Raw genomic sequence first — 21914 nt, 5'->3', positions numbered from 1 at the left:
TTTATAAGGACTTATGAAAAACTCGTCGGGTAATTTTAAAAACCAACAAGGTTTTTAAAATTACCCTAGTATGTATCATCATCGGTGTAGTAGGGGGCTCTTGCAGAATCGGTTTCAATCCATTTGAGCACATTTCTGCTGAATTCTCTTGCAGAAAAATATCCCATACTTTTTAATCTTTCATTTTTAGCTGCCGTTTCCAAAATAATCGGCACATTTCTTCCCGGCTTTACGGGGATTTCCAACATAGGAATCTTTACATCAAGAATTTCGGTTGTAAGTTCTTCTGTTCCTAATCTGTCATACACTTTTTCGGCATCCCATTCTTCAAGTTTTGCAACCAGCTGAATTTGTTTTACCTCTCTTATGGCTCCTATTCCGTAAAGCTGGCGTATGTTTATAATCCCTAAACCCCTTATTTCCATGTGGTGGCCTATAATCTTGTTTGCTCCCCGTCCTACGAGAGTGTTTCCGTTGATGCAGGAAATCTCGACTACATCATCGGCAACCAACCGGTGTCCTCTTTCGATGAGCTCAAGGGCTGTTTCGCTTTTTCCGACGCCTGAACTTCCCATAATTAGGATGCCGAGGCCGAAAACTTCAACCAAGACTCCGTGGATTGAAATTTTGGGTGCAAAGGTATTTGATAAGATTCTTAAAAGACGTAAGGCTAATTCGTTTGAAGAAAGGGTTGATGTTAAAATGGGGCAATTATGCTTATCGCTTATTTCTAAAAATTCTTTAGGCGGTTTTAAATCGTTCGAAAAAACGCAGCATGGAATTTTAAAAGAAAACATTTTTTCGATCGTGGATAGGTCTTTTTTTTCCGTAAGGGTGGCAAGATAGGCATATTCTCCGCGTCCGAAAAGCTGTACTCTTTCATTTGCAAATGAATCGAAAAAGCCTGAAAGAGCCAGACCGGGACGGTTTATGTTGGGTTCTATAATCTTATTGGAAAGTCCCATTCGTCCCGATACACAGGTTAATTCAAGGGAGTCATGTTTTTTAAGGTCCAATTCCAAAAGGTTGAGCACCGAAAAGCTTATATTAGCCATATCTTGTACTATACACGTTTAAGGCTTTTTTGTAAACCCGAGTTTGCAGAATTTTTGCTTCTTTTCAATTTAAAATTTAACAATAAAAAAGGAGGGTTAATCTGTTCAATGTAATAACATGACGGATTAAACCTCCTCAGAAATTAAAAATTTAAATCCAAGTTTATTTTTTTTCTTGAACCTTATCCTTCTCTTTTTTGACTTTTTGGTCGGCAATATCCATCATTTTGTTGACGCCGGCCTCAAACTCATAGTTTTCGGTTGAAACATGGGCAGAGCTTCCCCACCTGAAGTTAATTGTTGTGTCGTAGATAAACTTTTTATCCAGTTTGATAAAGCATTGGATATCGGTAATAAGATTATCCGCATATTCAATTCTTTTAAACTTTTGATCAAGGTATTTTTTTTGATCCTCGTCCATCGTAAATTTTACTGCTTGAATATTAATGTTCATAATTTCCTCCGCACAATTTTATTGTACTTATAGGATACTACACTTTTGCCGAAAAGTCGAGCATTAAATTCAAATAAATGATAAAATTATAAAAAAGATTTGTATTAAAATTTTTAAAGGCCGCGGGGGGCTTTTGCAGGGTCAATGGGTTTATTCTTATCGTAGACCATAAAATAAAGTTTTGCCTTTCCGGTAAATAACTCAACCCCTAGTTCCCCAAGTTTTTGGCCTACGGCTATTGTGTCGCCTTTTTTTACGATAAGTTTTTCCATTCCGCCGTAAACATAGATGTGTTTTGTTTTGGATTGAATAAATACGACTTGTCCAAAGCCTCGGTGCGGGCCTGTGGATACCACTTTTCCTGAACTGACGGCTTTTACGGCTTGTCCTTTTACGGAATCTATAACGACTCCGGTAATTTTTCCTGACAAGTACGCAACTTTTGAGGCCGGGACAGGCCAAAGAAGTTTTGCATCCGCTTGTTTTGTAGAAGTGCTGGGTTTTGCGGTTTGTTTTTTCCCTTGCTCTTTGCCTTGTTCAAAAGCCTTAGGTATCTTTAAAATTTTGCCTACTTTTAAGGGTGATTTTTGGGTGATGCCGTTTAATTTTAATATATCCGAAAAACTAACTCCGAATTTTTTTGCCAAGGCATAAAGGGTATCGCCTTTTTGAATAACATGGCTGATATAATCTTCCGAATTATTTTTGCCCGGTTTTTCTACAGGAATAATGATTTTTTGTCCTATTTTTATCTTTGAAGGATCGCTTAAGTTATTTTTTTTGAGAATGGAAGCTACCGGAATGTTATATTTTTTACTTAAAGCGTATAAGGTATCGCCTTTTTCGATTACGTGTATAAGATCTTCTGCAAAGCAGAAAAATGAGAAAAAGATAAAAAATAAAAGCCGTAAGATGTGTTTTTTATACATTAAGCCGCTTTGCTACCCTTAATGTTTTAAGATTCCGTATTTTGAGGATTGAACATATCTACCATAAAGGCTAAATCTTCCGGAGAGAATTCGATGTTTTTTTCTTGTACTCTTTCTTCATTTGTAGTATTTAGTTTTTGCAATAAACTAAATACTATGTAGGTTAAGATAACGTTTCCTGCTTTTGGATGGGCATTTATATAGGCCGTAAATTGTTCCTTGGATATGAGTAAGATTGTCGATGGATCTAAGGCATTTACGGTAGCTGTGGCAGGCTGATCTTTAAAAAGGGAAGTTTCACCGAAACTTGCATTGTTTTGTAAAATGCCTATTCTGACATCTCCCCATTTTCCGTTTTTTACTATTTCGAGTTTTCCGCTCAATAATACAAAAAATCCTTTATTCTCGGTGCCTTCCGTGATGATGTTTTCGCCTCGTTCATAAGAGAGAATTTCGGAAAAATCTATTATTTTCATTAAATCTGCATCTTCAATACACGAAAAAATAGCAGCCCTTTTTATTTCCTGAAAAAAAATCTCCTTATCCATTTCTACCTTGTTCATTTCTACTCCCTATCTACTCCTAACGGTATGCGTTAAAAAATACATCCGTGCTTAAATTGTTTATTCTTGTACCTACGGGGTAGGCACCCAATATATTTTTGCGGCCTTCTTCCAAATGCTTGGAAGTAATCCCATATTTGATTGAGCTTTCAGCTTCAACAAAGGCTGATATTTGGTCGGCAACTCTTACCAATCGTCCGTCAACTGCCTTAAATTTCTTATCGGCATATTTTTGAGATAATTCTTCAAAACTTACGAATTTTGTTTTTTTGTCTACAATTACCCTGTTTTCGAATTCGTCGGATATATAATACATAACCTCGTCGATAAAATATTCATCCATCAAGGGTAATAGTTCATCCTTGACTATGCGCTCTTCAATTTCTTTTACTACTGCAGGCAGGTGGTCGGTTGCCTGCTTTACAGGCGAGATAATGTCTCTTGTAACAGCTTCAGGCAAATCATGAAAAAGAGCCGAAAAAAAATTGTTGTATCTTCTTTCATTGTTTATGTTTAAGTCGTAACACATTAAGAGGGTTAGGGCGGCTACATAAAAAGAATGACCCAATACCGTCGTTGCGGGAACTCTCGGTGTTTGATTCCATCTGATTTGAAATCTTAATTTTTCTATTTCGGTTATAAGTTTATGAGGATTTTGGTTTGCAAGTAAAAGCTGAATCCCGGTTAAATCCATAAACTCGCATATTTCTTCTTTTAAAAAGCCTTCAATTTCGGTTAAACGGAACTCTTCGTTTACCGGCTTTAACATTTCAAATTCTCTTATTGTAGAATATTTATGAGCTGCTCTTGAAATCTTCCACGTTATGTCGTCATCATCAGGTTCATCAAAAAGGTAAGAATGAAATTTGGCTTTAAATTCTCCGTCCGGAAAAAGGTCGTTATATTTTTCGAATATCCATTCGTTAATTTTTTTATATTCTTCAGGGTATTCTTTTCTGATTCTTCTTTGAACAGGAGCCTTGATGTCGCAAAGGGCTATTTTTCTTAAAATATCGAATACTGAGCCGTCGATAATTTTTTGCCAATCGATTTTTTTTCCTTTTTTTTCTTCGTATTTTCCGATTATGTAGGCCAAAAACGTTTTTTCGGCCGTTTTATCCATTTCGACTATTTCGAAAGGACGGATAAGATCGTTCCAGCGTTGGATGGAGAAAGCTTCAAATAATTTTAAAACGGTTTTTGTTGTAAAAATCATTTTTTTTGTTTATCCTTTTGTTTTAAGTCTTTTTCCATTTTGTCTTTCCATATATCGAGTTTTCGCTTTACTTCTTCAACTTCTCTGTGTTCGTTTAAAACCATGTGTACTCTTCTTAAACCTTCCAAAAAGAGGATTGCAGTGCGGAAGTCGCTTATGTTGTTTGTAACGATTTCATATTTTTCGCGGTATTTATCGGCCGCCTTTGTAAACAGTTTTTTTACCAATCGTAAATGATAGATAACCGTGTCGTAATCGTCGGCATGAGGGTTTAAGCCGGTTTTGCTTATTTCTTTTAAGTCCATTATGTTTTTTGCAACAACTGCAAAACGGGCTTCTATGTCGATAAAGGACCAGCGCCATTTGGTATTTTCGCCGTAAGCGTCTATTACAAGATTTATTACAAGGCCGAGTTTTCGTATAAGGTAATATCTTTGCTTTTCGGTAATTTTTGAAATTTGAGCAACGCCTTCTTCATACTCCGAAAACGGAGCATCTATCAGATCGGTGACAATTTCTTCAAGGTAGATTATGGGCTTATATAGCGTTTTGCGTGCTTCATTTAAAATATTCTCGTTTTTCCCGCCGAGGAGGGCAACAGACAGTCTGAATTTTGCCAAATAGAGGGTTGCAAGATAAATCATATCATCTGCGAGTACAAGTCTTTTATAGGCTGCACCGAAGGTGTCTTTTTTTATAAGCGAGAGAATGTTTTCTTCATGTTTTAAAACTTGGTTTATCGCTTGGTCGTATTCATAAACCCGTTTTGTATAAAGTTCTCTGTTTCCGGTTTTTTCCCCTTCCACAATAAGCTCCTCTATCGGACATATTTTAAAAGAAGCTCTTCAGCATGTCTGAGAGATGCTTCACTTAATTCATCTCCCGCCAGCATTCTTGCTATTTCTTCGAGTCTTGTTTTGCCTGAAACAGCTGCCGCCGAGGTTTTGGTAGTCTGCCCTATCGTATTTTTTTCTATCTTTATGTGATTATCGGCATGGGAGGCGATTACCGCAAGGTGTGTAATGCAAAGAATTTGCTTTTTTTTCGACAGTTTTTTCATGTGCGAAGCAACATTTACGGCTACTTCACCTCCTATACCTGTGTCGATTTCGTCGAATATCAGGGTATCAGCTTCGTCACCTGCCGCCAGTACGGTTTTTAAGGCCAGCATAACACGGGAAAGCTCTCCGCCCGATGCAATTTTTGCAAGGGGGCGCAAGGGTTCGCCTGCATTGGGGCTTATCATAAATTCGATATCGTCAAAACCGTATGGGTTTACCGACAGTCTGTTTCCTTCCGGAAGCCTCGTATCAACCCTCACTTGAAATTTAGTTTTCTGCATACCCAAATTTGAAAGAACTTCTTCAACTTCTTTTTGAAGTTTAACGGAAGCTTGCTTTCTTTTTTCGGAGAGGCTTCTTCCCAGTTTTAATATTTTGGATTCCAAAATGCCTATGGCGTTTTCAAGTTCGGCTTTTCCGGCATCTCTTTTGGAAAGGTTTTCAAGCTGTTCTTCGGCATTTTGTGCATAGTCCAGCACTTCTTTTATGCTTGCACCGTATTTTTTTGTCAATTTATATATTAAAGAAAGTCTTTCTTGGACTTGTTCCACTCTTTCAGGATTAAAGGTCAGTTTTGAAAGATATGAGTCTATTGAAGAGCTTATATCGTCCAATTCGTAATAGCCTGTTTCCAGCCTTTTTGAAAGGTCTTCAAGTCCGTCATCGCAGTTTTTGGCAGACTCAAGATGGTGCATTGCCTTTTTTGTAAGGCTTATTATGCCCGAATCATCGGAAAAAAGCTGAGAAGCCGTATTTAGGGATTCGAATAATTTTTCAAATTGGCTTAATCTTTTTTCTTCCGCTTCCAGTTCTTCCTTTTCGTCTTCTTTCAGCTTTGCCTTATTTATTTCGTCTATAGCAAACTGTAAAAGTTCTTGTTTTTCAGCCAGTTCTTTTTCTGAAAGGTTAAGGCCTTCCAATTCCGTTCTTTTTTCGGCAAGTTCGGCATAAAGAGAGGTAAAGAGTTTAACTTCATTGTTTATGCCTGCAAAACTGTCCAAAAAACGGCGGTGTTCTGCAATTCTAAAAAGAGATTGATGGTCATGCTGACCGTGTATATCTACCAAAAGAGAGGTGAAGTCTTCAAGTTCGTTTCTTGTTACCGGTGTGCTTTGGATCCATGCGTTTGATCTTCCGTTTTGCTTTAGATTTCGGCGTATGAGAATTCGGTTATCTTCAGGTTCAATTCCGTGTTCCGAAAGCCATTTTAGGGCTTCGCTATGCCCGTTTCCGATAAAAAAACTTCCTGAGACTGCGGCTTCATCGGTACCTGAACGGATTAAATCTGCCGTTGTTTTTCCTCCAAGCAAAAGGGTTAAGGCTCCGATCAATATTGACTTTCCTGCACCCGTTTCCCCGCTTAAAACGTTTAAGCCGTTTTCAAATTCTACAAAGAGACTGTCTATTAAAGCTATGTTTTTTACCGATATATTTTCAAGCATTTACTTTCCTTAAATTTCAACGCTTTTAAGTATAAACTAAAATGCAGCAAATTTCAAGTGATTAAAATTGGGCTTGGGGGTGATTTGTATGAATGTATTCGGCCCAGGCATGATCGGCACCGGCTATGTGTTCAACAAGCCATTGACCCAGAAAATCATAAAATTGAAGTCCCGTTTCGATATTACCTGATGCTAAAGGCACAATCGCCTCTCTTATTTTTTTTATAAAAGAATTATGGATTTGCGCATGTTCTTTTAAATCGGGGTAATCATATTCCTTCATTACCTTTTCTTCTTCTTCAAAGTGATAATAGGTATAGTCGGATAAATTTTTTATTATCTTGCCGATTTTCAGTTTGTATTCTTCTTGCGGTAATTCAAACAAATTTTTAAATTGCCCCATGATGGACAAGAGTTTTTTATGATGTAAATCGATGGTGTTATAACCTACGCTCAACGAGTCTTCCCACTCAAAACTTTTAATATCTCTCATAATAGTATTTTAACTGATTATCGAAAAAAGTCAAGGGAAGGGAATTGCCTCAAAAATAGGGTGCTGCTGCCGATTTGCGCTTTCTCCCCGATCTTGAAAAAAAAACATTAATATGTTAAAATATCTTCCATGTTTGACCGATTGGAAACCTTGTTGCCGGAAATTAGCCGATTTTTGAAAGATGCTGGGGAGTATTTTACTCTGCAAGAGCTTAAAAATTCTATCGGTCTAAAAGAAGTAGATGACGAACTTTTAGGAACCTTTTTGATTTCGGCTTCCCTTGCTTATTTTTTGCCCGACCTTGATATGAAAAAAGGAGTATGGGTTAGTAAGCACGGTTTTTTTTCGGGAAAGGAATTTGCCGTTCAAATTTCGGATACTGAAAATGAAAAAGGAATTTTTATTCCGGGTTCCCGATTTTTGCCGTTTTTGCCTGCCGATAAATATGCTCATGAGGTAAAACTATTTTACGAAGGAAAAGAAATTCCCAAGAAAAAGGTTTATTTAAGTTTTGAAAGAATTTCTTCCTTTTATTTTTTGTATACGGAAAGCGATATTTCGAATGTTTTATGTGAAGATTATGAAGAAAATTTGGAAACCTTTTCGCGCTTGCATGAAGGTTTTACTCCCGAATCCCGCTTTGCCGTAAGTGCATGGGATTTTTCGGCTGTTTTTGATGAATGCAGTTTTGATTATCCCATTCGTTGTCTTGTGAATATTAAAGACTGGTCCAATGCGGAATTTGAAATTTTAAAAGAAAAACATAAAATTTCGGAAGAGGATATTTCTTTTTGGTTTAACCTGTTTGAAACGGCCGTCCGCTCTGCATTGCAGGTTCTTCCAATGAATTCCGTCACGCAAGAAATTCTCTCCTTTGCTTACTTTTTGGGAGAAAATGCTCTTTTTGATGAGAACGCTGCTCCTATGGAGTTGTTTTTTGAAAGGAAGGATGTATTCGGCATTGTGCCTTACGGTATAGACGAGAAATTCTGGCTTTTGGATGAGCCGATCATGAATCCGCAAAACTGGTTCGAATGCCTGTATTCCGGAGGAAAAGAAGATGCTTTTTTTGACTCCATCAACAGACCTGTCACTCAGGCTCTTATAGACTGTTTTGTACTGGACTTTTTATCGTCTCATTATATGGCCCGTTTCGATGAAGAGATACGGGAAAATTTTATCGATAAAACTGTAGCTTTATTTATTCCCGAATTTACAGCCGGCCGCAAAAAGAAATCTTCAGAGTGCAGAAGTTATCTTGAAAAACACTATGACTACATGGTCAATTTATATAATCCTTTTAAAGAAGATACCGCAAAAGATTTGCGTTCTGCCTTGGTTAATTTTTATAAAGACCTTATTGTATTTTTTAACGAGATTGATGAACGTAAATTAAGAACATCGGATTTTGACGGTCAGTCGCCTTTAATGATTTATCAGATTTTTGATAAAATTTTTCAATGGTGCGAATTTGTTTCTTCTATTGAATTTGAAGATTCCGATTTTATTGAAGTTATGTCCATGTCTCTTGAAAATTTGTCTTATGTATATGCTGACGTGAAGGTCGAAATAAGAAATAAAATATCGGCTCTCACTTAAAAATAATTTGGAGGTTTTATGAACAATGCACTTGATGCTATAGCTCTTTCAATCAGAAGTCTTTCGATGGACGCAATCGAAAAGGCAAATTCCGGCCATCCCGGGCTTCCTCTGGGAGCTGCCGAGTTGGGAGCCGCTCTTTATGCCAAGATATTAAAACACAATCCTAAAAATCCGGATTGGAAGGATAGGGACCGCTTTGTTCTTTCTGCGGGCCACGGCTCGATGCTCTTGTATTCAGCCTTGCATATTTCAGGCTATGATGTTTCTATTGACGATATAAAGAGTTTTAGACAACTCGGTTCCAAATGTCCCGGGCATCCGGAATACGGCGACACTCCGGGAGTTGAAACTACTACGGGCCCCTTGGGGCAAGGTATTTCTACGGCAGTAGGTATGGCCATCGCCGAAAAAATGCTTGCAGCCCGCTTTAACACAAACGAACACAAGATAGTGGATCACTATACCTACGCCCTTGTCGGTGAAGGCTGTTTGATGGAAGGCGTGTCTTCAGAAAGCTCCAGCTTGGCAGGTCATCTAAAATTAGGAAAGCTCATCGTTTACTACGACGAAAATAAAATTACTATTGACGGCTCGACCGATATAACTTTTACCGAAAACATTGAAGAAAGATACAAGGCCTACGGTTGGCAGGTATTGCGGGGCTCAATGTACTCCTTTGAAGATATTGAGCGGCTTACTCTTGAGGCCAAGAAGGATGAAAGGCCGGCCCTCATCATCTTAAAGTCGGTTATAGGGCAGGGTGCTCCGACTGTTGCAGGCAAAAACAAGGCCCACGGCGCTCCTCTCGGAAAGAACGGTCTTGCCGAAGCCAAGAAAAATCTCGGCCTCGAAGGCAAGGGAGATTTTTATGTTGCAGAAGAAGCCTATGCCTTCTTTAAAAAGAGAAACGAGGAATTAGCTCAAACCGAGGCCGAATGGAACAAGACCTTTGAGGCTTGGTCAAAGGCCAATCCTGAAAAACGAAAAGAATGGAATCTTTCCTTTGCCCAAGGCGGAGCCGACGAAGCCCTTGTAAACTCCGTTAAGCTCCCCGAATTTAAAAAGGATGAGACGATTGCAACCCGTGCCGCTTCAAAAAAGGCCTTAAACGAGTTTGCAAAGGCTCTTCCCAACCTTGTAGGCGGTTCTGCCGACTTGGAAGGCCCCAATGCGGTAGGCTTGGAAGGCATTTCTGCCTTTTCGCCCGAAAATCCTTCGGGACGCTACCTTTATTTCGGTATCAGGGAATTCGCAATGGGTACAATTACAAACGGAATCCAGCTTCACGGCGGGTTTAGAGCCTTTTGTGCAACCTTCTTGGTCTTTGCAGATTATTTAAGACCTGCTCTCCGTCTTGCAGCTTTGATGAAGCTTCCTTCAATCTATGTTTTTACCCATGACTCAATCTTTGTAGGCGAAGACGGCCCTACCCATCAGCCGATAGAGCTTTTAGCCTCCTTGAGGACTATCCCGAATGTGCTTGTTTTACGCCCCGCCGATGCGGAAGAAGCCGGAGAAGCATGGAAAGAGGCTCTCTTACACAAGGACGGCCCCGTATGTCTCATCTTAAGCCGCCAAAATTTACCTGTCTTGGAAAAGTCCGATCTTTTTTGGAGGGAGTCGATTAAAAACGGTGCCTACATTTTAAAGGATGTTGAAGCTTCGGCTTGCGGCTGTACCCTCGGAAAACCTGACAGGACTCCCGACGTAACGGTTTTGGCTACGGGTTCCGAGGTAAGTATGGCTGTAAAGGCTGCAAGCCTTGTGAAAGATAAAAAGGTGAGAGTTGTCTCGGTTATGTCGAAAGAAAGATTTGAAAACTCGCCTAAGGACTTTAAACATTCCGTTTTGGGCGGATGTAAAAAGCATATCCGCGTTGTTACCGCCGAAGCAGGGGTTGCCCAAGGCTGGGAAGGCTGGACAGGCTGCAAGTGCGACAATTTTTCGATTGACCGCTTCGGCACCTCAGCCCCCGGCGGAAAGGTTGCAGAACACCTAGGCTTCACGGCTGAAAACTTGGCAAAGTTGATAGAGAAGTAAGTAAAAGGCCGATACAATAACGCTTTGATTCTTAATACAGCCGTGACTGATAGGTCTTTTAAAGAATGGAATACTTTGACGATGATTATTTTGATGAGATAAAGCCCCTCGACCCTAAAAAGGTTTCTTCTCTTTTGGATGAGGACGGGCCTCTTGCTTCTTTTTTTGAGAAGTATGAGGCTCGCCGGCCGCAGCTTGCTTTGACCCAATCTATTTGCCGCTGCTTTAATGAAGAGGCTATAGGCGTTTTTGAAGCAGGAACGGGAGTTGGGAAGAGTCTTGCCTATCTTTTGCCTGCAATGATGTGGGCAAAACAAAATAAAAAACGCGTTGTAATTTCTACAGGAACTATCAATTTGCAGCAGCAGCTCATCGAAAAAGATGTCCTTACTGCAAAAAAAATTTTGGGAAAGGGCTTTCAGGATATGAAGGCAACCCTTGTAAAGGGGAGGCATAATTTTTTGTGCCTGAGGCGGATGAGTCAGGCATTGAGGGAAAACGATTTTTTTACTGAAGGACAGGAAGAACTTGAAAAGATAAAAGAATGGGCAACGGAAACAAAGGACGGAAGCCGCTCGGATCTTGATTTTATGCCGTCGGAAAAGGTTTGGTCTACGGTTTGTTCCGAACCCGATAATTGCCCGATGAATAAGTGCCCTTATTTTTCGGGCTGCTTTGTGATGAAGTTAAAACGCGAAGCCGAAAACTCATCTATTCTGGTTGCAAATCACCATATTTTATTCGCCGACCTTTCAGTGAGGGCTGAAGGCTTCGGCTATCAGGGAACTGCTGTTCTTCCTTCTTACGACAACATAATAATAGACGAAGCCCATGGAATCGAAGATGCCGCTCAAAGTTTTTTTTCAAGCGAGATTTCCCGCTTTGCCTTGCACAAGCAAATCAATTTACTTTACCGCTTTAGGCGCGGCAAGCAGTCGGGTATTTTAAGCGGCATAGTTTCAATATCCAAAAAGGCGGAACTCTTTACCGAAATCATAAACCTCCTTGAAGTTTGCTCTGCTTCCTTTAATGTTCTCGAAGAACAAGCCTTGCAGATTCTTCAAACCTATCAGTCAAAGAGCCTCGCTCAAACTTCAGGCGATGAAACGGAAAAACTCTTATCTTGTGTAGATAATTTTTTTAAAAACATAAACAGCCTTAACATAAAACTTGAAAACCTTATAAACGCAGCCGATGGGGAGGAAGACGAAGAAGGCTTTATAAGGGACGGCCTTGTAATCCTGCGCCGCTTAAAAAAAATGGCTTCCGTAATGGAAAACTTTTTAGCGAGGAGCGAATTCCCGAATGATGTTTTTTGGTTTGAAAAAATAAAAACTTCGCAAGGGGAGGCTGTCCGCTTTATTCAAACTCCGCTAAATCTTGCCCCGATAATGCGCCGTTCCGTTTTTATGCCCATGGCAACCGTAATCTGTGTTTCCGCCACCTTAAAAATAGGAGAAGATTTTAACTTTTGGCTTAACAGAAACGGCCTTTATAATTTTACCGAAAAAAGAATCATCAAAGACTTTTTCCCTTCTCCATTTCCGTACGAAAAAAATGTTGTCTTTAATATTCCGACGGACATCCCGATGCCGGATGAAAATAATTTTCAAGATGCGGTAAACGAGACCGTCCTCGCTTTGTTGGAAATAACCCAAGGCAAGACCCTTATTTTGTTTACCTCTTACGATTCTCTTCAAAAAACTTGCGAGTATGTAAGGGAGCATATTGCTGAAGAGATAAAAATTTTAAAACAGGGCGAGGCTGACAGAATGCAGCTCTTATACGAATTTAAAGACGACGTTTCAAGCTGCCTCTTTGCAACTTCTTCCTTTTGGGCAGGAGTCGATGTTCCGGGAGAGTCCCTATCCCATGTAATCTTGGTAAAACTCCCCTTTGCGGTTCCGACGGAGCCCATATTTAAGGCCCGTGCAGACTTAATCGAAAAATCGGGCGGAAATTCTTTTATGCAGTTGAGCGTTCCCGAAGCCGTTGTACAATTCAGACAGGGCTTCGGCCGTCTTATGAGATCGAATACCGACAGAGGCATAGTTACCGTCTTGGATAAAAGAATTTTAGTTAAACGTTACGGCCCGATATTTATTCAAAGTATTCCGCCGACGATTCAATGTTTTTCGGAAACAAAGACCGTATTGAACAAAATAGAAGATTTTTTGTATAATTAATCAAAAGTTTTTATGGGAGAAGGAAATGGGCGCTGTTATTACGGTTTTGTGTTGTCTTGTGCTGTTATCTTGGAGGGCTATGCTCATCGGTGTATTTCATTCCGTTTACAGAAAGGGATGCGATTGGGTTAATAGCGAAGTAATTGTAAGAACTGCTCCGCGGTTATTGTTTGCCGTTTTTAAACAATATATCGGTTTTAAATTTGAAGGAGATTACAGTCTTACGGATCAGCTTCCTGAACAATATTTGGTTATATCCAATCATCAAAGTCTTTTAGATATAGTGGTACACATGAACTATTATAACGGAACACGTCTCCGATTTGTTGCAAAGGAAGAGTTGGGGCACAATGTTCCTTTGGTGTCTCCCATGCTCAAAAGCGGAAAACATTGTTTGGTAAAAAGGACGGGAAGTCCGACTCAGGCAATGAAGGCTGTAGATAAATTTGCAGATCATGTTGTGAAAAATAATCTAATTCCGGTTATTTTCCCCGAAGGTTCCCGTTCAAAAGACGGTGAATTAAAAATTTTTCATGCAGCAGGTTTTCGCCGTCTTTTAAATACGGCTCCGATGCCTGTAGCTGTCTGTGCCGTTGACGGGGGGTGGAAAATTTCGTCTTTAACAAAGTTCATAAAAAACTTAAAAGGCGGCTCATACAGGATTAAGCTTTTAAAAATTTATGACGCCCCTCAGACAAAGGAAGAACAAATCAAGATTCTTGAAGAAGGTAAAGCTCTAATACAGGCTCAGCTTGAAAAATGGCGCGCATAAGGCTTGTGCCGATCAAGTTAAGTAAGAGAACTTAAAATTTTATCTCGACAATAGCCTTAAATTTTCCGATTTTTACTTTTTCGAGAGGATGAGCATATTCTATGCCGATATTTGCAACCGAGTTCATGGTAAGGTAAAATTTGCCGTATATCGATTGATAAATATCGGCTTTGTTTTTTCCTCCGTTTAAAAAATTGAAGATTACTCTGTATCCTGCGGTCATATTGACTCTGTTAAAGAATATGGGAAGCCATGAACTTCCTGTTTGAATATCATAACTTAAAATATTTATTTCGGTTTCAAAGCCGAATCCGTAATTTATCTTTCCCGGGCGGATAATTTTTTTTACGTTTTCATACTCACTCATATCGGGAAGATAAGATGCCATACCCATAAGTGCACGGCTGTTAAAAAATCCGTAGTCGCCTGTATGAGGAAGAGCAAAGGCATTGTATCCCAAGTATGAACTTAAATTAAATTTAATCGGAACAACAGGCGGTCTAAAAGCAGCGAAAGTCTGTAGTGCAACAGCATTTGTTTTTGAAGGAAAATGGAAGCCGTGTTTTAATCCGGCGGCTGCCCTGAACATTGTGAAATCTTTTGTAAAAAAATTTGTATTTAATTTTTGAGATGATTTTTGATAAGTATAAACGGCCGATATTTCTTCGGATAAAACCGGATTTCCCAATTTTTGCCCGTAGAGTGTTTTAGCTTTTTTATAGGAAGAACCAAAAAAACTAAAACCTTCAATCGATAAACCTGCTCTTCCCGATACATTGTGATAAAAGGAATTTAAGGGCAAAAAGAAATCGCTTTCTATAGTGCTTCCGATTTTTCTGAATTTAAAAAATTTATTTTCATCGTAAAATTTTATCTTAATATTTGCAGGCCTTGTTTCTGCCTTTAATAAAATAGATGTTTCATAAAAAAACGGCTTAAAATAAAAAAGAGAAAGGGTTTCAAAATATAAAAGATTTGTAGGATCATTCCAATATAATTTTATACCTATCGGTACATCTTTCCTTTCTCCCAAAAGTCCCGAAAAATCGATGAAGGGCAGGGGAAAGGGTTTATGCATCCATGAAAAATAATTATACTTATCCTTTGTTAAGATATCTGTATTCGGAATTTTTGTTTTTATTTCTTGATTTGAAATATCAATCGATTTTAAAGATGCCTTTCTTTCCGTAAAAAAAGAAGAATCTATTTTATAAATCGAATTGTATTTTGTAAAAACTCCGGTGTAGATAACTTCATATTCTTTAGTTTCTTTTTTTTGTTTTACAATCGGAAAAAATGTGCCGCCCGAAATATCTTTTTCTAAAACTTTTAATTCGTTTGTTTTTAAATTTAAAAAAGCCGATCGGTAAAGCGTGTTTTTGTCAGCCCACGAAAAACTTAAAACAGGTTCTTCTTCCGAATTATTGCTTTGTAAGTACCTTATTGCGGAAAGAGGCTGCTCAAATTCTATTTTTTTTATTTCTTTTGAAGTTATGTCAATTATCAGTATATCCCGTTTTATGCCGTTCGCGGCAATGAAGGCGATTTTGTTTTTGCCTGCAAATACGGGATTGTAAATAGCCGAATAGGCTTGACCGGGGCCTGCCTTTAACAGAGTTCCTTTTTTTTCAAAAGATTCTTGGTCGATTAAAACAAGCTCCGAAAACTGACTTTTTATTTCTACTCCGCAAAGAGTTTCTCCGCAAAAGGATGCATATCTTAAAGAGCTGTATTCTTTATTTAAAAACTTTTTTTTCTGCATATCAAAGATGATTGCTCTATTGTGTTCGCCGAGAGGGCTGTTCACTAAATCGCTTACCAAAAGAAATTTTCCGTCTTGCGAAAAACTTAAAAAAGAAAGGCTCGGTTCTGCCGTGAATAGTTTTTCTTCTTTTCCCGAATCGGGAAAAAATATTACATTCTTTGTCGTAAAATCAAAATAGGCAAAGCCTTCCTTTGAGTTTGCAGTAAAAGAGAATCCGCCTTTTTGCTTAATAGGATTTTGCGGTGTAACGGCTTTTTCGGGAAAGTAAATAGATTCCAAAAAACTGTTCCAAAGTTTATCGAGCTCCTTATTAAAAATCTTTTTTGTTTTTCCTTTCGGAAAAAATGAAAGAGGATTGGCCCAGTACTTTGCATAAGTTTCCATACCGTAAATTTTTTGAAGGTATTCGGCAAAGGCTCCGCCGTAGATATAAGGCCAAAGTCCTCCGGGGTAAACATCCCGCGCTCCCGCAGCCTCTTTCCATGAAGGACTTGCATTTTCAAGCCTCGCCTGCATTAAGCTGTGCATGATTAAGGGATCGTTGAGTCTGCCTTGTTCTCCGTCAAGGCTTTCATAAGAAACGGCAACTCCCTCGGTAAATGACATGGGAAGAAGGGGAAAAAAATACGTGAGAGAAATTGCATGGGTTAACTCATGGTAAAAGACCTTTAAAATAACATCGTTTAAATTGCTTAATTGCCCTTCTTCCGGTATTGTATCAAAAAGAACTATTCGGCGATAAGGGAAAAAGGTATAATAGCCGTTTAAGGCCTCCTTTCCGCCCTCAATGTAAATGGGCATTCTTTTCGGAATTTTGCGGTTTAGTTTTTGAGAAATCTCTTCGGCATAATTGTCTGCATGTTCCGAAATTAAGGCTGCCGTCTTTTCGGAGGCTGAGGAGTAAATTATATCGAAATACTTTGTTTTTTGAACAAAAAGATCTTGAGCATTTAGGTGTATGAGTGCACCGCTTAAAAATAAGAGAATAAAAAAGATGTTCTTTGGTTTGTTCTGCATACTATGCAATTATGCGTAAAAAAACTTAGGCTGTCAAGTCTACTACGGCAGCAGGAAGGGGGTTACCGCCGTAGCCGATGTTTTCCGTTTGTATCATGGTGTTTTTTATTTGATTGTGGTAGTAATCCAAAAGACCGTCTATTTGGTTTTCGGTTATTTCCGATTCCAGCTGAGCGGCTGCCGATTCCGTAAGCCTTGCTTTTTGAATCTCGTTGGTTTTCATGGATACAAGCTGATCGATTATTGAGTTTAAGATTCTGAGCTTATCGATACTCATGCCCGATTGGCCTTGGGATTGGGCAAAGCCTGAAACGTATTTAAAATGAGAGTAGAGGACTTGGCTTGGCTTTACAGGCACAAAGGCTCTTCCGCCTGCCGAGATCTTAGGCATCGCAATTTGAGAAAGAGCTTGAAGCGGCGAACTGTTTGAAACCATATATTTCCTCCTAAATAAATTATCGGAATTTTTAAAACAGGCTTTAGAGCAATAATTTTCACTTATTTGACGGTAAGTTAAATTATTTTTAAAATTTTACTTGACAGATTTAAAAAGCTATGTTAGCATAAATTAAAGAACATAAAAACACATAAAAGAACATAAAAACACAAGTGTCTTTTTTTGTGAAATTTTGGAGGTTAATATGAAAATTTTATCGTCAATTCAAAAAATTCCCGGCGGTTTAATGGTTGTTCCTTTACTTATAGGGGCTGTTATGAATACTTTTGTTCCCGGAGCCCTTGAAATAGGAGGGTTCACGACTGCATTGTTTAAAAAAGGAGCTATAGCATTAATAGCTCTCTTTGTTCTGTGTAATGGTGCTCAAATCAATGTAAAGCAAGTAGGAAGACCCCTGATAAAAGGGGTTGTGTTGACATCTGTTAAATTTTTCTTGGGAGCCCTTCTAGGTTGGGCTATTAATAAAGTTTTTGGTATGGCCGGAATTTTGGGGATTACTCCGCTTGCTATCGTTGCAGCTCTTACAAATTCAAATGGAGGTCTGTATGCTGCTCTCGCCGGTGAATATGGAGATTCGTCCGATGTAGGTGCTGTAAGTGTTTTGTCTCTGAACGATGGTCCTTTTTTTACTATGTTGGCTTTTGGGATAACCGGAATAGCCAATATTCCGTTTATTGCCTTTGTATCTGTTCTGGTTCCTATTGTTTTGGGGTTTATTTTAGGAAATTTAGATGAAGATATGCGAAAATTTTTGGCTAAAGGAACAGTTGTATTGATACCGTTTTTTGCATTTCCTTTAGGAGCCGGTTTGGACCTTAGATCTATTTTAGACGCCGGGCTTCCCGGAATTTTTCTTGGCCTCGTTTGTACATTGTTGACTGGTTTAGGAGGTTATTTTATTTCTGCAGTTTACAACAAAGGAAAACGAACAGCTGTTTCAGCTTCAATAGGAACTACTGCTGGAAACGCCGTTGGAACTCCTGCTGTTTTAGCCTTAGCCGATTCTAATTTATTGCCGTATGTTGAAGTTTCCACGGCACAGATTGCTGCTGCTATTATTGTAACGGCTATTTTATGTCCATTGTTAGTTTCTATCCTGGCAAAACGAGAAAAAAATAATTATGAAAAACAAGAATAGCAAATATTTAATCATTGCTGATGATTTTACTGGTGCAAATGATACGGGTGTTCAGTTGAGAAAAAAAGGCTTTGCAACCAAAGTTGTTTTTTCTTCATCTTCCATTGATGACAACGATAAGTGTCTGGTGTTTGATACTGAAACTAGAGCTATACCTAAAAAAGATGCTTATGAAAAACTCAAATCCGATATTTCAGAATTAGTTACTAAATATGAATTCGATATAGTTTATAAGAAAGTAGATTCGGCATTACGCGGTAATATTATAGATGAAGTTTTAGCTATATCGGAAGTATATAATCCTGAGGTAGTTTTATTTGCGCCGGCTCTCCCAAGATTGGGTAGAACTACTCAAAATGGAATTCAAAAAATATATGGGACACGGCTTATGGAAACTGAGTTTGTTCGAGATCCTATAAATCCCATAAAATCAGATAACATAGTTGATATATTGAAAACAATTTCGAGAAGTGGTGTGTATCATATAAATTTATCTGAATTGTATTCAAAAGATCCTGTTATAAATAATGATTGCTCGTATTATACATTTGATGCACAAACTGTTAAAGATATGGAGCTAATAGCAAAAATCGGATTATCAAATATAAAAAAAATATTATGGATCGGTTCAGCAGGTTTAGCTGAAGGGATTTTTAATGTTTTACATCCGCAAAAGCCTTCATTGGCAATTGTCGGCAGTACCAGCCAAAAAAGCATCGAGCAGCTAAATTATGCAAAGAAACAGGGACGGTATATATTGGAAATTGATATTCCAAAAATTTTGGAATCAAATATGTATGATTCAATATGTGAAAAAGCTGTTTCCATATTACGGAAAAACCGGGATTTAATTATTACATCTTGTTTTTCTGAACAATCTTTTAACGAGGATATTAATTATGGAATAGAAAGAGGTATTAATAAGCAAGAGATAGCAAGTATTGTTAAAAACATATTGGGTGAGATTACAAAAAAAATACTTGCTAATGTCGAAGTTGGCGGGCTTTTTTTAACCGGGGGCGATACTGCAATATCCATTATGAATAATTTAAATGCACAAGGTGTTGAAATTTTATATGAAGTTTCACCGGGTGTTATTGTTTCAAGATTATTGAATGGATTATACAAAGGGCTTGTAATAATGACAAAAGCAGGTTCTTTTGGTGAGGAAGATATTATTGATAGGTGTATTTTTAAAATGAGAGAGGTGATTATTTGAATTATTTAGGAATTACAATAGGTGATCCGGCAGGAATAGGACCTGAGATTTCTTTGAAGGTATTAGATAAGTATGAAGAATATAAAAATTCAGTTATTCTTTATGGGAGTGTATCAATACTTGATTATTATAAAAACATGTTAAATATTACCTCTGATTTATCTTTGATAACAACACCGCATGAATTTCAAAAAGGAAAAATCAATATCATAGATGTTGTTGATTTGGATATGAGCAGTATGTCCATAGGAAATGTTTCGGGAATATGCGGAAAAGCTTCTTATTTGTATGTAGAAAAAGCTATTCACGATGCATTGGAAGGTAAAATAAAAGCTGTGGTAACTGCTCCGCTGAATAAAGAAGCGTTAAACAAAGGAGGGTATGCTTATGAAGGTCATACTGAAATATTTGCAAAACTAACAAATACTAAAAAATATGCAATGATGCTTTGGAGTGAAAAGTTGTCCGTAATTCATGTATCAACACATTGCTCATTAAAAAATGCTTGTGAGAGAGCTGCAAAAGAAAGAGTTTTTGATACAATCGAGTTGGCACAAAAAGGTTTACGGAAGATGGGTGTCCAAACTCCAAGAATTGCCGTTGCAGGTCTCAATCCTCACAGTGGTGAGTCGGGGCTTTTTGGGAGAGAAGAGATCGATCAAATTATACCTGCAATAAACGAAGCGAAAAAGAAAGGCTGGAATGTAGAAGGCCCCATCTCTCCTGATGTTGTATTTTTAAAAGCATATAAAGGTTATTATGATATTGTTGTTGCAATGTACCATGATCAAGGACACATTCCGTTAAAACTATTGGCTTTTGGTAATGGAGTAAATATTACCTTAGGTTTGCCGATTGTTAGAACTTCCGTAGACCATGGAACTGCATTTGATATTGCAGGAAAAGGAATTGCAAAAGAAGATGACCTGTTTTATGCTTTGAGAATATCAAAAAAATTTATATAATAAAATAGGAGTATGTAAGTATGAAAGAGAGTAAAACCATAAATGCGATTATTATTACTGAAACTGATGATGTTGTTACGGCTATAACCGATCTAAAAAAAGGTGAAACCGTAAGATATTTATTTGATGGAAAAACTTTGAAAGAATTTGTTTTAAAGAATGATATTCCGTTTGGACATAAGGCTGCTATAAGGGATATTGCATGTAAAAATGATGTAATTAAATATGGAGAAAGTATAGGCAGAGCCACTAAAGATATTTTAACAGGGGAGCATGTTCATATTCAAAATTTAGAAAGTAAAAGAGGAAGAGGAGATTTAAAATGAAATTCATGGGATATAGAAGAAAAGACGGTAAAGTGGGTATTAGAAATCATGTGTTGGTTTTGGCAACAAGTGTCTGTGCTAATAAAGTTGCTGAAGATATTTCAAGAGCTGTTGAAGGCTCCACCTTTATCAACAATACTTATGGGTGTTGCCAGCTTGGTGTTGATTTTTCTTTGACAAGAAAAACAATTATTAATACATGTTTACATCCCAATGTCGGGGCCGTTTTGGTTGTAGGTTTAGGTTGTGAAGGGCTTGAACCTTTAGATATATATGAGAGTATCAAGGATTCCGGAAAACCTGTTGAAATGTTGACCATTCAAGGAGAAAGGGGAACTTTGAATGCTTATGCAAAGGGCGTATCAATTGCCAGAAAATTTGTTCAGGAAATTTCATCTATACAAAAAGAGATTTGTGATATTTCCGAAATAATTCTGGGTATGGAATGCGGAGGCTCCGATACTACATCAGGTTTGGCGTCTAATCCTACTTGCGGTATTTGTTCCGATAAAATGGTTGAACTAGGCGGAACAAGTATATTATCGGAAACAACGGAATTTATTGGAGCAGAACATGTTGTTGCTAAGAGAGGAAAAACAGAAGAAGTATCTAGAAAAATTTTGGAATTGGTACGGAATTGTGAAAAAAAAGCAATGAGTCTTGGAGTTGATATTCGTGGTAGTCAGCCTACACCCGGAAATATTGTAGGAGGAATTACTACAATTGAAGAAAAATCTTTAGGTTGTATTCATAAATCAGGAACAAAAGAATTTCAAGGAGTATTGGATTATGCTGACATTCCCTCCTCGCATGGATTATTTATAATGGATACGCCGGGTCAAGATATTGAATCGATTACGGGTATGGTAGCAGGGGGAGCTCAAGTTATTATTTTTACCACCGGCCGAGGTAGTCCAACCGGAAATCCTATTGCTCCAGTCATTAAACTTACCGGTAATAAGCATACTTTTGAAGCTATGCAGGATAATATAGATTTTGATGTTTCCGATATTATTCTCGGTAACGAATCTATAAATGATGCCGGTAAGAGGTTGTTTGAAGAAATCTTACAAGTATGCAACGGAAAAATAACAAAAGCAGAGGCTTTGAAACATAAAGAATTTGGAGTACTCAGATTAGCATCAACTTTTTGAACTAAAAGACTTGTAAGATAATTGAAGTGTTTTTTGTCCATGATTCCCTGTTTGATATTC

19 protein-coding genes are annotated in these 21914 nt (G+C 38.0%); 9 read left to right on the top strand and 10 right to left on the bottom strand.

Annotation, left to right across the window (positions count from 1 at the left end; translation table 11 throughout):
- Positions 1–65: 65 nt before the first annotated feature.
- The 8 genes from hprK to E4O01_RS07255 all read right to left on the bottom strand — a co-directional run bounded on the left by hprK (position 66) and on the right by E4O01_RS07255 (position 7213).
- Positions 66–1055 (bottom strand): HPr(Ser) kinase/phosphatase, encoded by a 990-nt coding sequence (gene hprK / locus E4O01_RS07290; RefSeq protein WP_253695117.1) that lies wholly within the window; start codon positions 1053–1055, stop codon positions 66–68.
- Positions 1056–1218: 163 nt separating this feature from the next.
- Positions 1219–1509: an HPF/RaiA family ribosome-associated protein gene (locus E4O01_RS07285; RefSeq protein ID WP_253695116.1), complete on the bottom strand. Its 291-nt coding sequence runs from the start codon at positions 1507–1509 to the stop codon at positions 1219–1221.
- 113 nt (positions 1510–1622) lie between these two features.
- Positions 1623–2438 carry a M23 family metallopeptidase gene (locus tag E4O01_RS07280; RefSeq protein ID WP_253695115.1) on the bottom strand — a complete coding sequence of 272 codons (816 nt, stop codon included), beginning with the start codon at positions 2436–2438 and terminating at the stop codon, positions 1623–1625.
- 26 nt (positions 2439–2464) lie between these two features.
- A complete protein-coding gene (locus tag E4O01_RS07275; RefSeq protein WP_253695114.1) occupies positions 2465–3001 on the bottom strand; it encodes a cyclic nucleotide-binding domain-containing protein in 537 nt (178 codons plus the stop codon).
- Between the two features lie 19 nt (positions 3002–3020).
- Positions 3021–4217: an HD domain-containing protein gene (locus E4O01_RS07270; RefSeq protein ID WP_253695113.1), complete on the bottom strand. Its 1197-nt coding sequence runs from the start codon at positions 4215–4217 to the stop codon at positions 3021–3023.
- The gene (locus tag E4O01_RS07265) at positions 4214–5023 is read right to left on the bottom strand and encodes a hypothetical protein (protein WP_253695112.1); all 810 of its coding nucleotides are present in this window, start codon (positions 5021–5023) and stop codon (positions 4214–4216) included. The genes E4O01_RS07270 and E4O01_RS07265 overlap by 4 nt, the downstream gene beginning before the upstream one ends.
- Positions 5024–5034: 11 nt before the next feature.
- Entirely contained in the window at positions 5035–6720 is a 1686-nt protein-coding gene (gene recN / locus E4O01_RS07260) for a DNA repair protein RecN (protein WP_253695111.1), read from the bottom strand.
- A 61-nt stretch (positions 6721–6781) separates the two neighbouring features.
- The gene (locus E4O01_RS07255; RefSeq protein ID WP_253695110.1) at positions 6782–7213 is read right to left on the bottom strand and encodes a bacteriohemerythrin; all 432 of its coding nucleotides are present in this window, start codon (positions 7211–7213) and stop codon (positions 6782–6784) included.
- Positions 7214–7342: 129 nt separating this feature from the next.
- On the opposite strand from E4O01_RS07255, the gene E4O01_RS07250 reads away from it, so the two are divergent.
- The 4 genes from E4O01_RS07250 to E4O01_RS07235 all read left to right on the top strand — a co-directional run bounded on the left by E4O01_RS07250 (position 7343) and on the right by E4O01_RS07235 (position 13813).
- A complete protein-coding gene (locus tag E4O01_RS07250; RefSeq protein ID WP_371819624.1) occupies positions 7343–8812 on the top strand; it encodes a hypothetical protein in 1470 nt (489 codons plus the stop codon).
- A gap of 18 nt (positions 8813–8830) precedes the next feature.
- Positions 8831–10855: a transketolase gene (gene tkt, locus E4O01_RS07245; protein WP_253695108.1), complete on the top strand. Its 2025-nt coding sequence runs from the start codon at positions 8831–8833 to the stop codon at positions 10853–10855.
- A gap of 65 nt (positions 10856–10920) precedes the next feature.
- Entirely contained in the window at positions 10921–13041 is a 2121-nt protein-coding gene (locus tag E4O01_RS07240) for an ATP-dependent DNA helicase (protein WP_253695107.1), read from the top strand.
- Positions 13042–13066: 25 nt separating this feature from the next.
- The gene (locus tag E4O01_RS07235; RefSeq protein ID WP_253695106.1) at positions 13067–13813 is read left to right on the top strand and encodes a lysophospholipid acyltransferase family protein; all 747 of its coding nucleotides are present in this window, start codon (positions 13067–13069) and stop codon (positions 13811–13813) included.
- A 31-nt stretch (positions 13814–13844) separates the two neighbouring features.
- Here the strand turns inward: E4O01_RS07235 and E4O01_RS07230 are convergent, their stop codons facing one another.
- The gene (locus tag E4O01_RS07230) at positions 13845–16595 is read right to left on the bottom strand and encodes a hypothetical protein (RefSeq protein WP_253695105.1); all 2751 of its coding nucleotides are present in this window, start codon (positions 16593–16595) and stop codon (positions 13845–13847) included.
- Positions 16596–16620: 25 nt separating this feature from the next.
- Positions 16621–17031: a hypothetical protein gene (locus E4O01_RS07225; RefSeq protein WP_253695104.1), complete on the bottom strand. Its 411-nt coding sequence runs from the start codon at positions 17029–17031 to the stop codon at positions 16621–16623.
- Positions 17032–17236: 205 nt separating this feature from the next.
- On the opposite strand from E4O01_RS07225, the gene E4O01_RS07220 reads away from it, so the two are divergent.
- The 5 genes from E4O01_RS07220 to E4O01_RS07200 are packed head-to-tail and all read left to right on the top strand — an operon-like array spanning position 17237 to position 21854.
- Positions 17237–18190 (top strand): 2-keto-3-deoxygluconate permease, encoded by a 954-nt coding sequence (locus E4O01_RS07220; protein ID WP_253695103.1) that lies wholly within the window; start codon positions 17237–17239, stop codon positions 18188–18190.
- Positions 18174–19409, top strand: coding sequence for a four-carbon acid sugar kinase family protein (locus E4O01_RS07215; RefSeq protein ID WP_253695102.1), 1236 nt, complete (start codon positions 18174–18176; stop codon positions 19407–19409). The genes E4O01_RS07220 and E4O01_RS07215 overlap by 17 nt, the downstream gene beginning before the upstream one ends.
- Positions 19406–20374 carry a 4-hydroxythreonine-4-phosphate dehydrogenase PdxA gene (gene pdxA, locus E4O01_RS07210; protein WP_253695101.1) on the top strand — a complete coding sequence of 323 codons (969 nt, stop codon included), beginning with the start codon at positions 19406–19408 and terminating at the stop codon, positions 20372–20374. Before E4O01_RS07215 ends, pdxA begins: the two co-directional genes overlap by 4 nt.
- A 20-nt stretch (positions 20375–20394) precedes the next feature.
- A complete protein-coding gene (locus E4O01_RS07205) occupies positions 20395–20700 on the top strand; it encodes a UxaA family hydrolase (RefSeq protein WP_253695100.1) in 306 nt (101 codons plus the stop codon).
- Positions 20697–21854 carry a UxaA family hydrolase gene (locus E4O01_RS07200; protein ID WP_253695099.1) on the top strand — a complete coding sequence of 386 codons (1158 nt, stop codon included), beginning with the start codon at positions 20697–20699 and terminating at the stop codon, positions 21852–21854. The genes E4O01_RS07205 and E4O01_RS07200 overlap by 4 nt, the downstream gene beginning before the upstream one ends.
- The last annotated feature ends 60 nt before the right edge of the window (positions 21855–21914 follow it).

Origin of the sequence: Treponema sp. OMZ 790 (assembly GCF_024181285.1) — a bacterium.
GTDB lineage: Bacteria > Spirochaetota > Spirochaetia > Treponematales > Treponemataceae > Treponema_B.
The sequence above is the reverse complement of the archived record's forward strand: the minus strand, read 5'-3'. Positions and strand labels throughout refer to the sequence as shown.

Bases quoted from the DNA above. Each gene is read 5' to 3' on its own strand.
- hprK (WP_253695117.1), bottom strand. From the start codon at position 1,055: ATGGCTAATATAAGCTTTTCGGTGCTCAACCTTTTGGAATTGGACCTT.
- E4O01_RS07285 (WP_253695116.1), bottom strand. From the start codon at position 1,509: ATGAACATTAATATTCAAGCAGTAAAATTTACGATGGACGAGGATCAA.
- E4O01_RS07280 (WP_253695115.1), bottom strand. From the start codon at position 2,438: ATGTATAAAAAACACATCTTACGGCTTTTATTTTTTATCTTTTTCTCA.
- E4O01_RS07275 (WP_253695114.1), bottom strand. From the start codon at position 3,001: ATGAACAAGGTAGAAATGGATAAGGAGATTTTTTTTCAGGAAATAAAA.
- E4O01_RS07270 (WP_253695113.1), bottom strand. From the start codon at position 4,217: ATGATTTTTACAACAAAAACCGTTTTAAAATTATTTGAAGCTTTCTCC.
- recN (WP_253695111.1), bottom strand. From the start codon at position 6,720: ATGCTTGAAAATATATCGGTAAAAAACATAGCTTTAATAGACAGTCTC.
- E4O01_RS07255 (WP_253695110.1), bottom strand. From the start codon at position 7,213: ATGAGAGATATTAAAAGTTTTGAGTGGGAAGACTCGTTGAGCGTAGGT.
- E4O01_RS07250 (WP_371819624.1), top strand. From the start codon at position 7,343: ATGTTTGACCGATTGGAAACCTTGTTGCCGGAAATTAGCCGATTTTTG.
- tkt (WP_253695108.1), top strand. From the start codon at position 8,831: ATGAACAATGCACTTGATGCTATAGCTCTTTCAATCAGAAGTCTTTCG.
- E4O01_RS07240 (WP_253695107.1), top strand. From the start codon at position 10,921: ATGGAATACTTTGACGATGATTATTTTGATGAGATAAAGCCCCTCGAC.
- E4O01_RS07235 (WP_253695106.1), top strand. From the start codon at position 13,067: ATGGGCGCTGTTATTACGGTTTTGTGTTGTCTTGTGCTGTTATCTTGG.
- E4O01_RS07230 (WP_253695105.1), bottom strand. From the start codon at position 16,595: ATGCAGAACAAACCAAAGAACATCTTTTTTATTCTCTTATTTTTAAGC.
- E4O01_RS07225 (WP_253695104.1), bottom strand. From the start codon at position 17,031: ATGGTTTCAAACAGTTCGCCGCTTCAAGCTCTTTCTCAAATTGCGATG.
- E4O01_RS07220 (WP_253695103.1), top strand. From the start codon at position 17,237: ATGAAAATTTTATCGTCAATTCAAAAAATTCCCGGCGGTTTAATGGTT.
- E4O01_RS07215 (WP_253695102.1), top strand. From the start codon at position 18,174: ATGAAAAACAAGAATAGCAAATATTTAATCATTGCTGATGATTTTACT.
- E4O01_RS07205 (WP_253695100.1), top strand. From the start codon at position 20,395: ATGAAAGAGAGTAAAACCATAAATGCGATTATTATTACTGAAACTGAT.
- E4O01_RS07200 (WP_253695099.1), top strand. From the start codon at position 20,697: ATGAAATTCATGGGATATAGAAGAAAAGACGGTAAAGTGGGTATTAGA.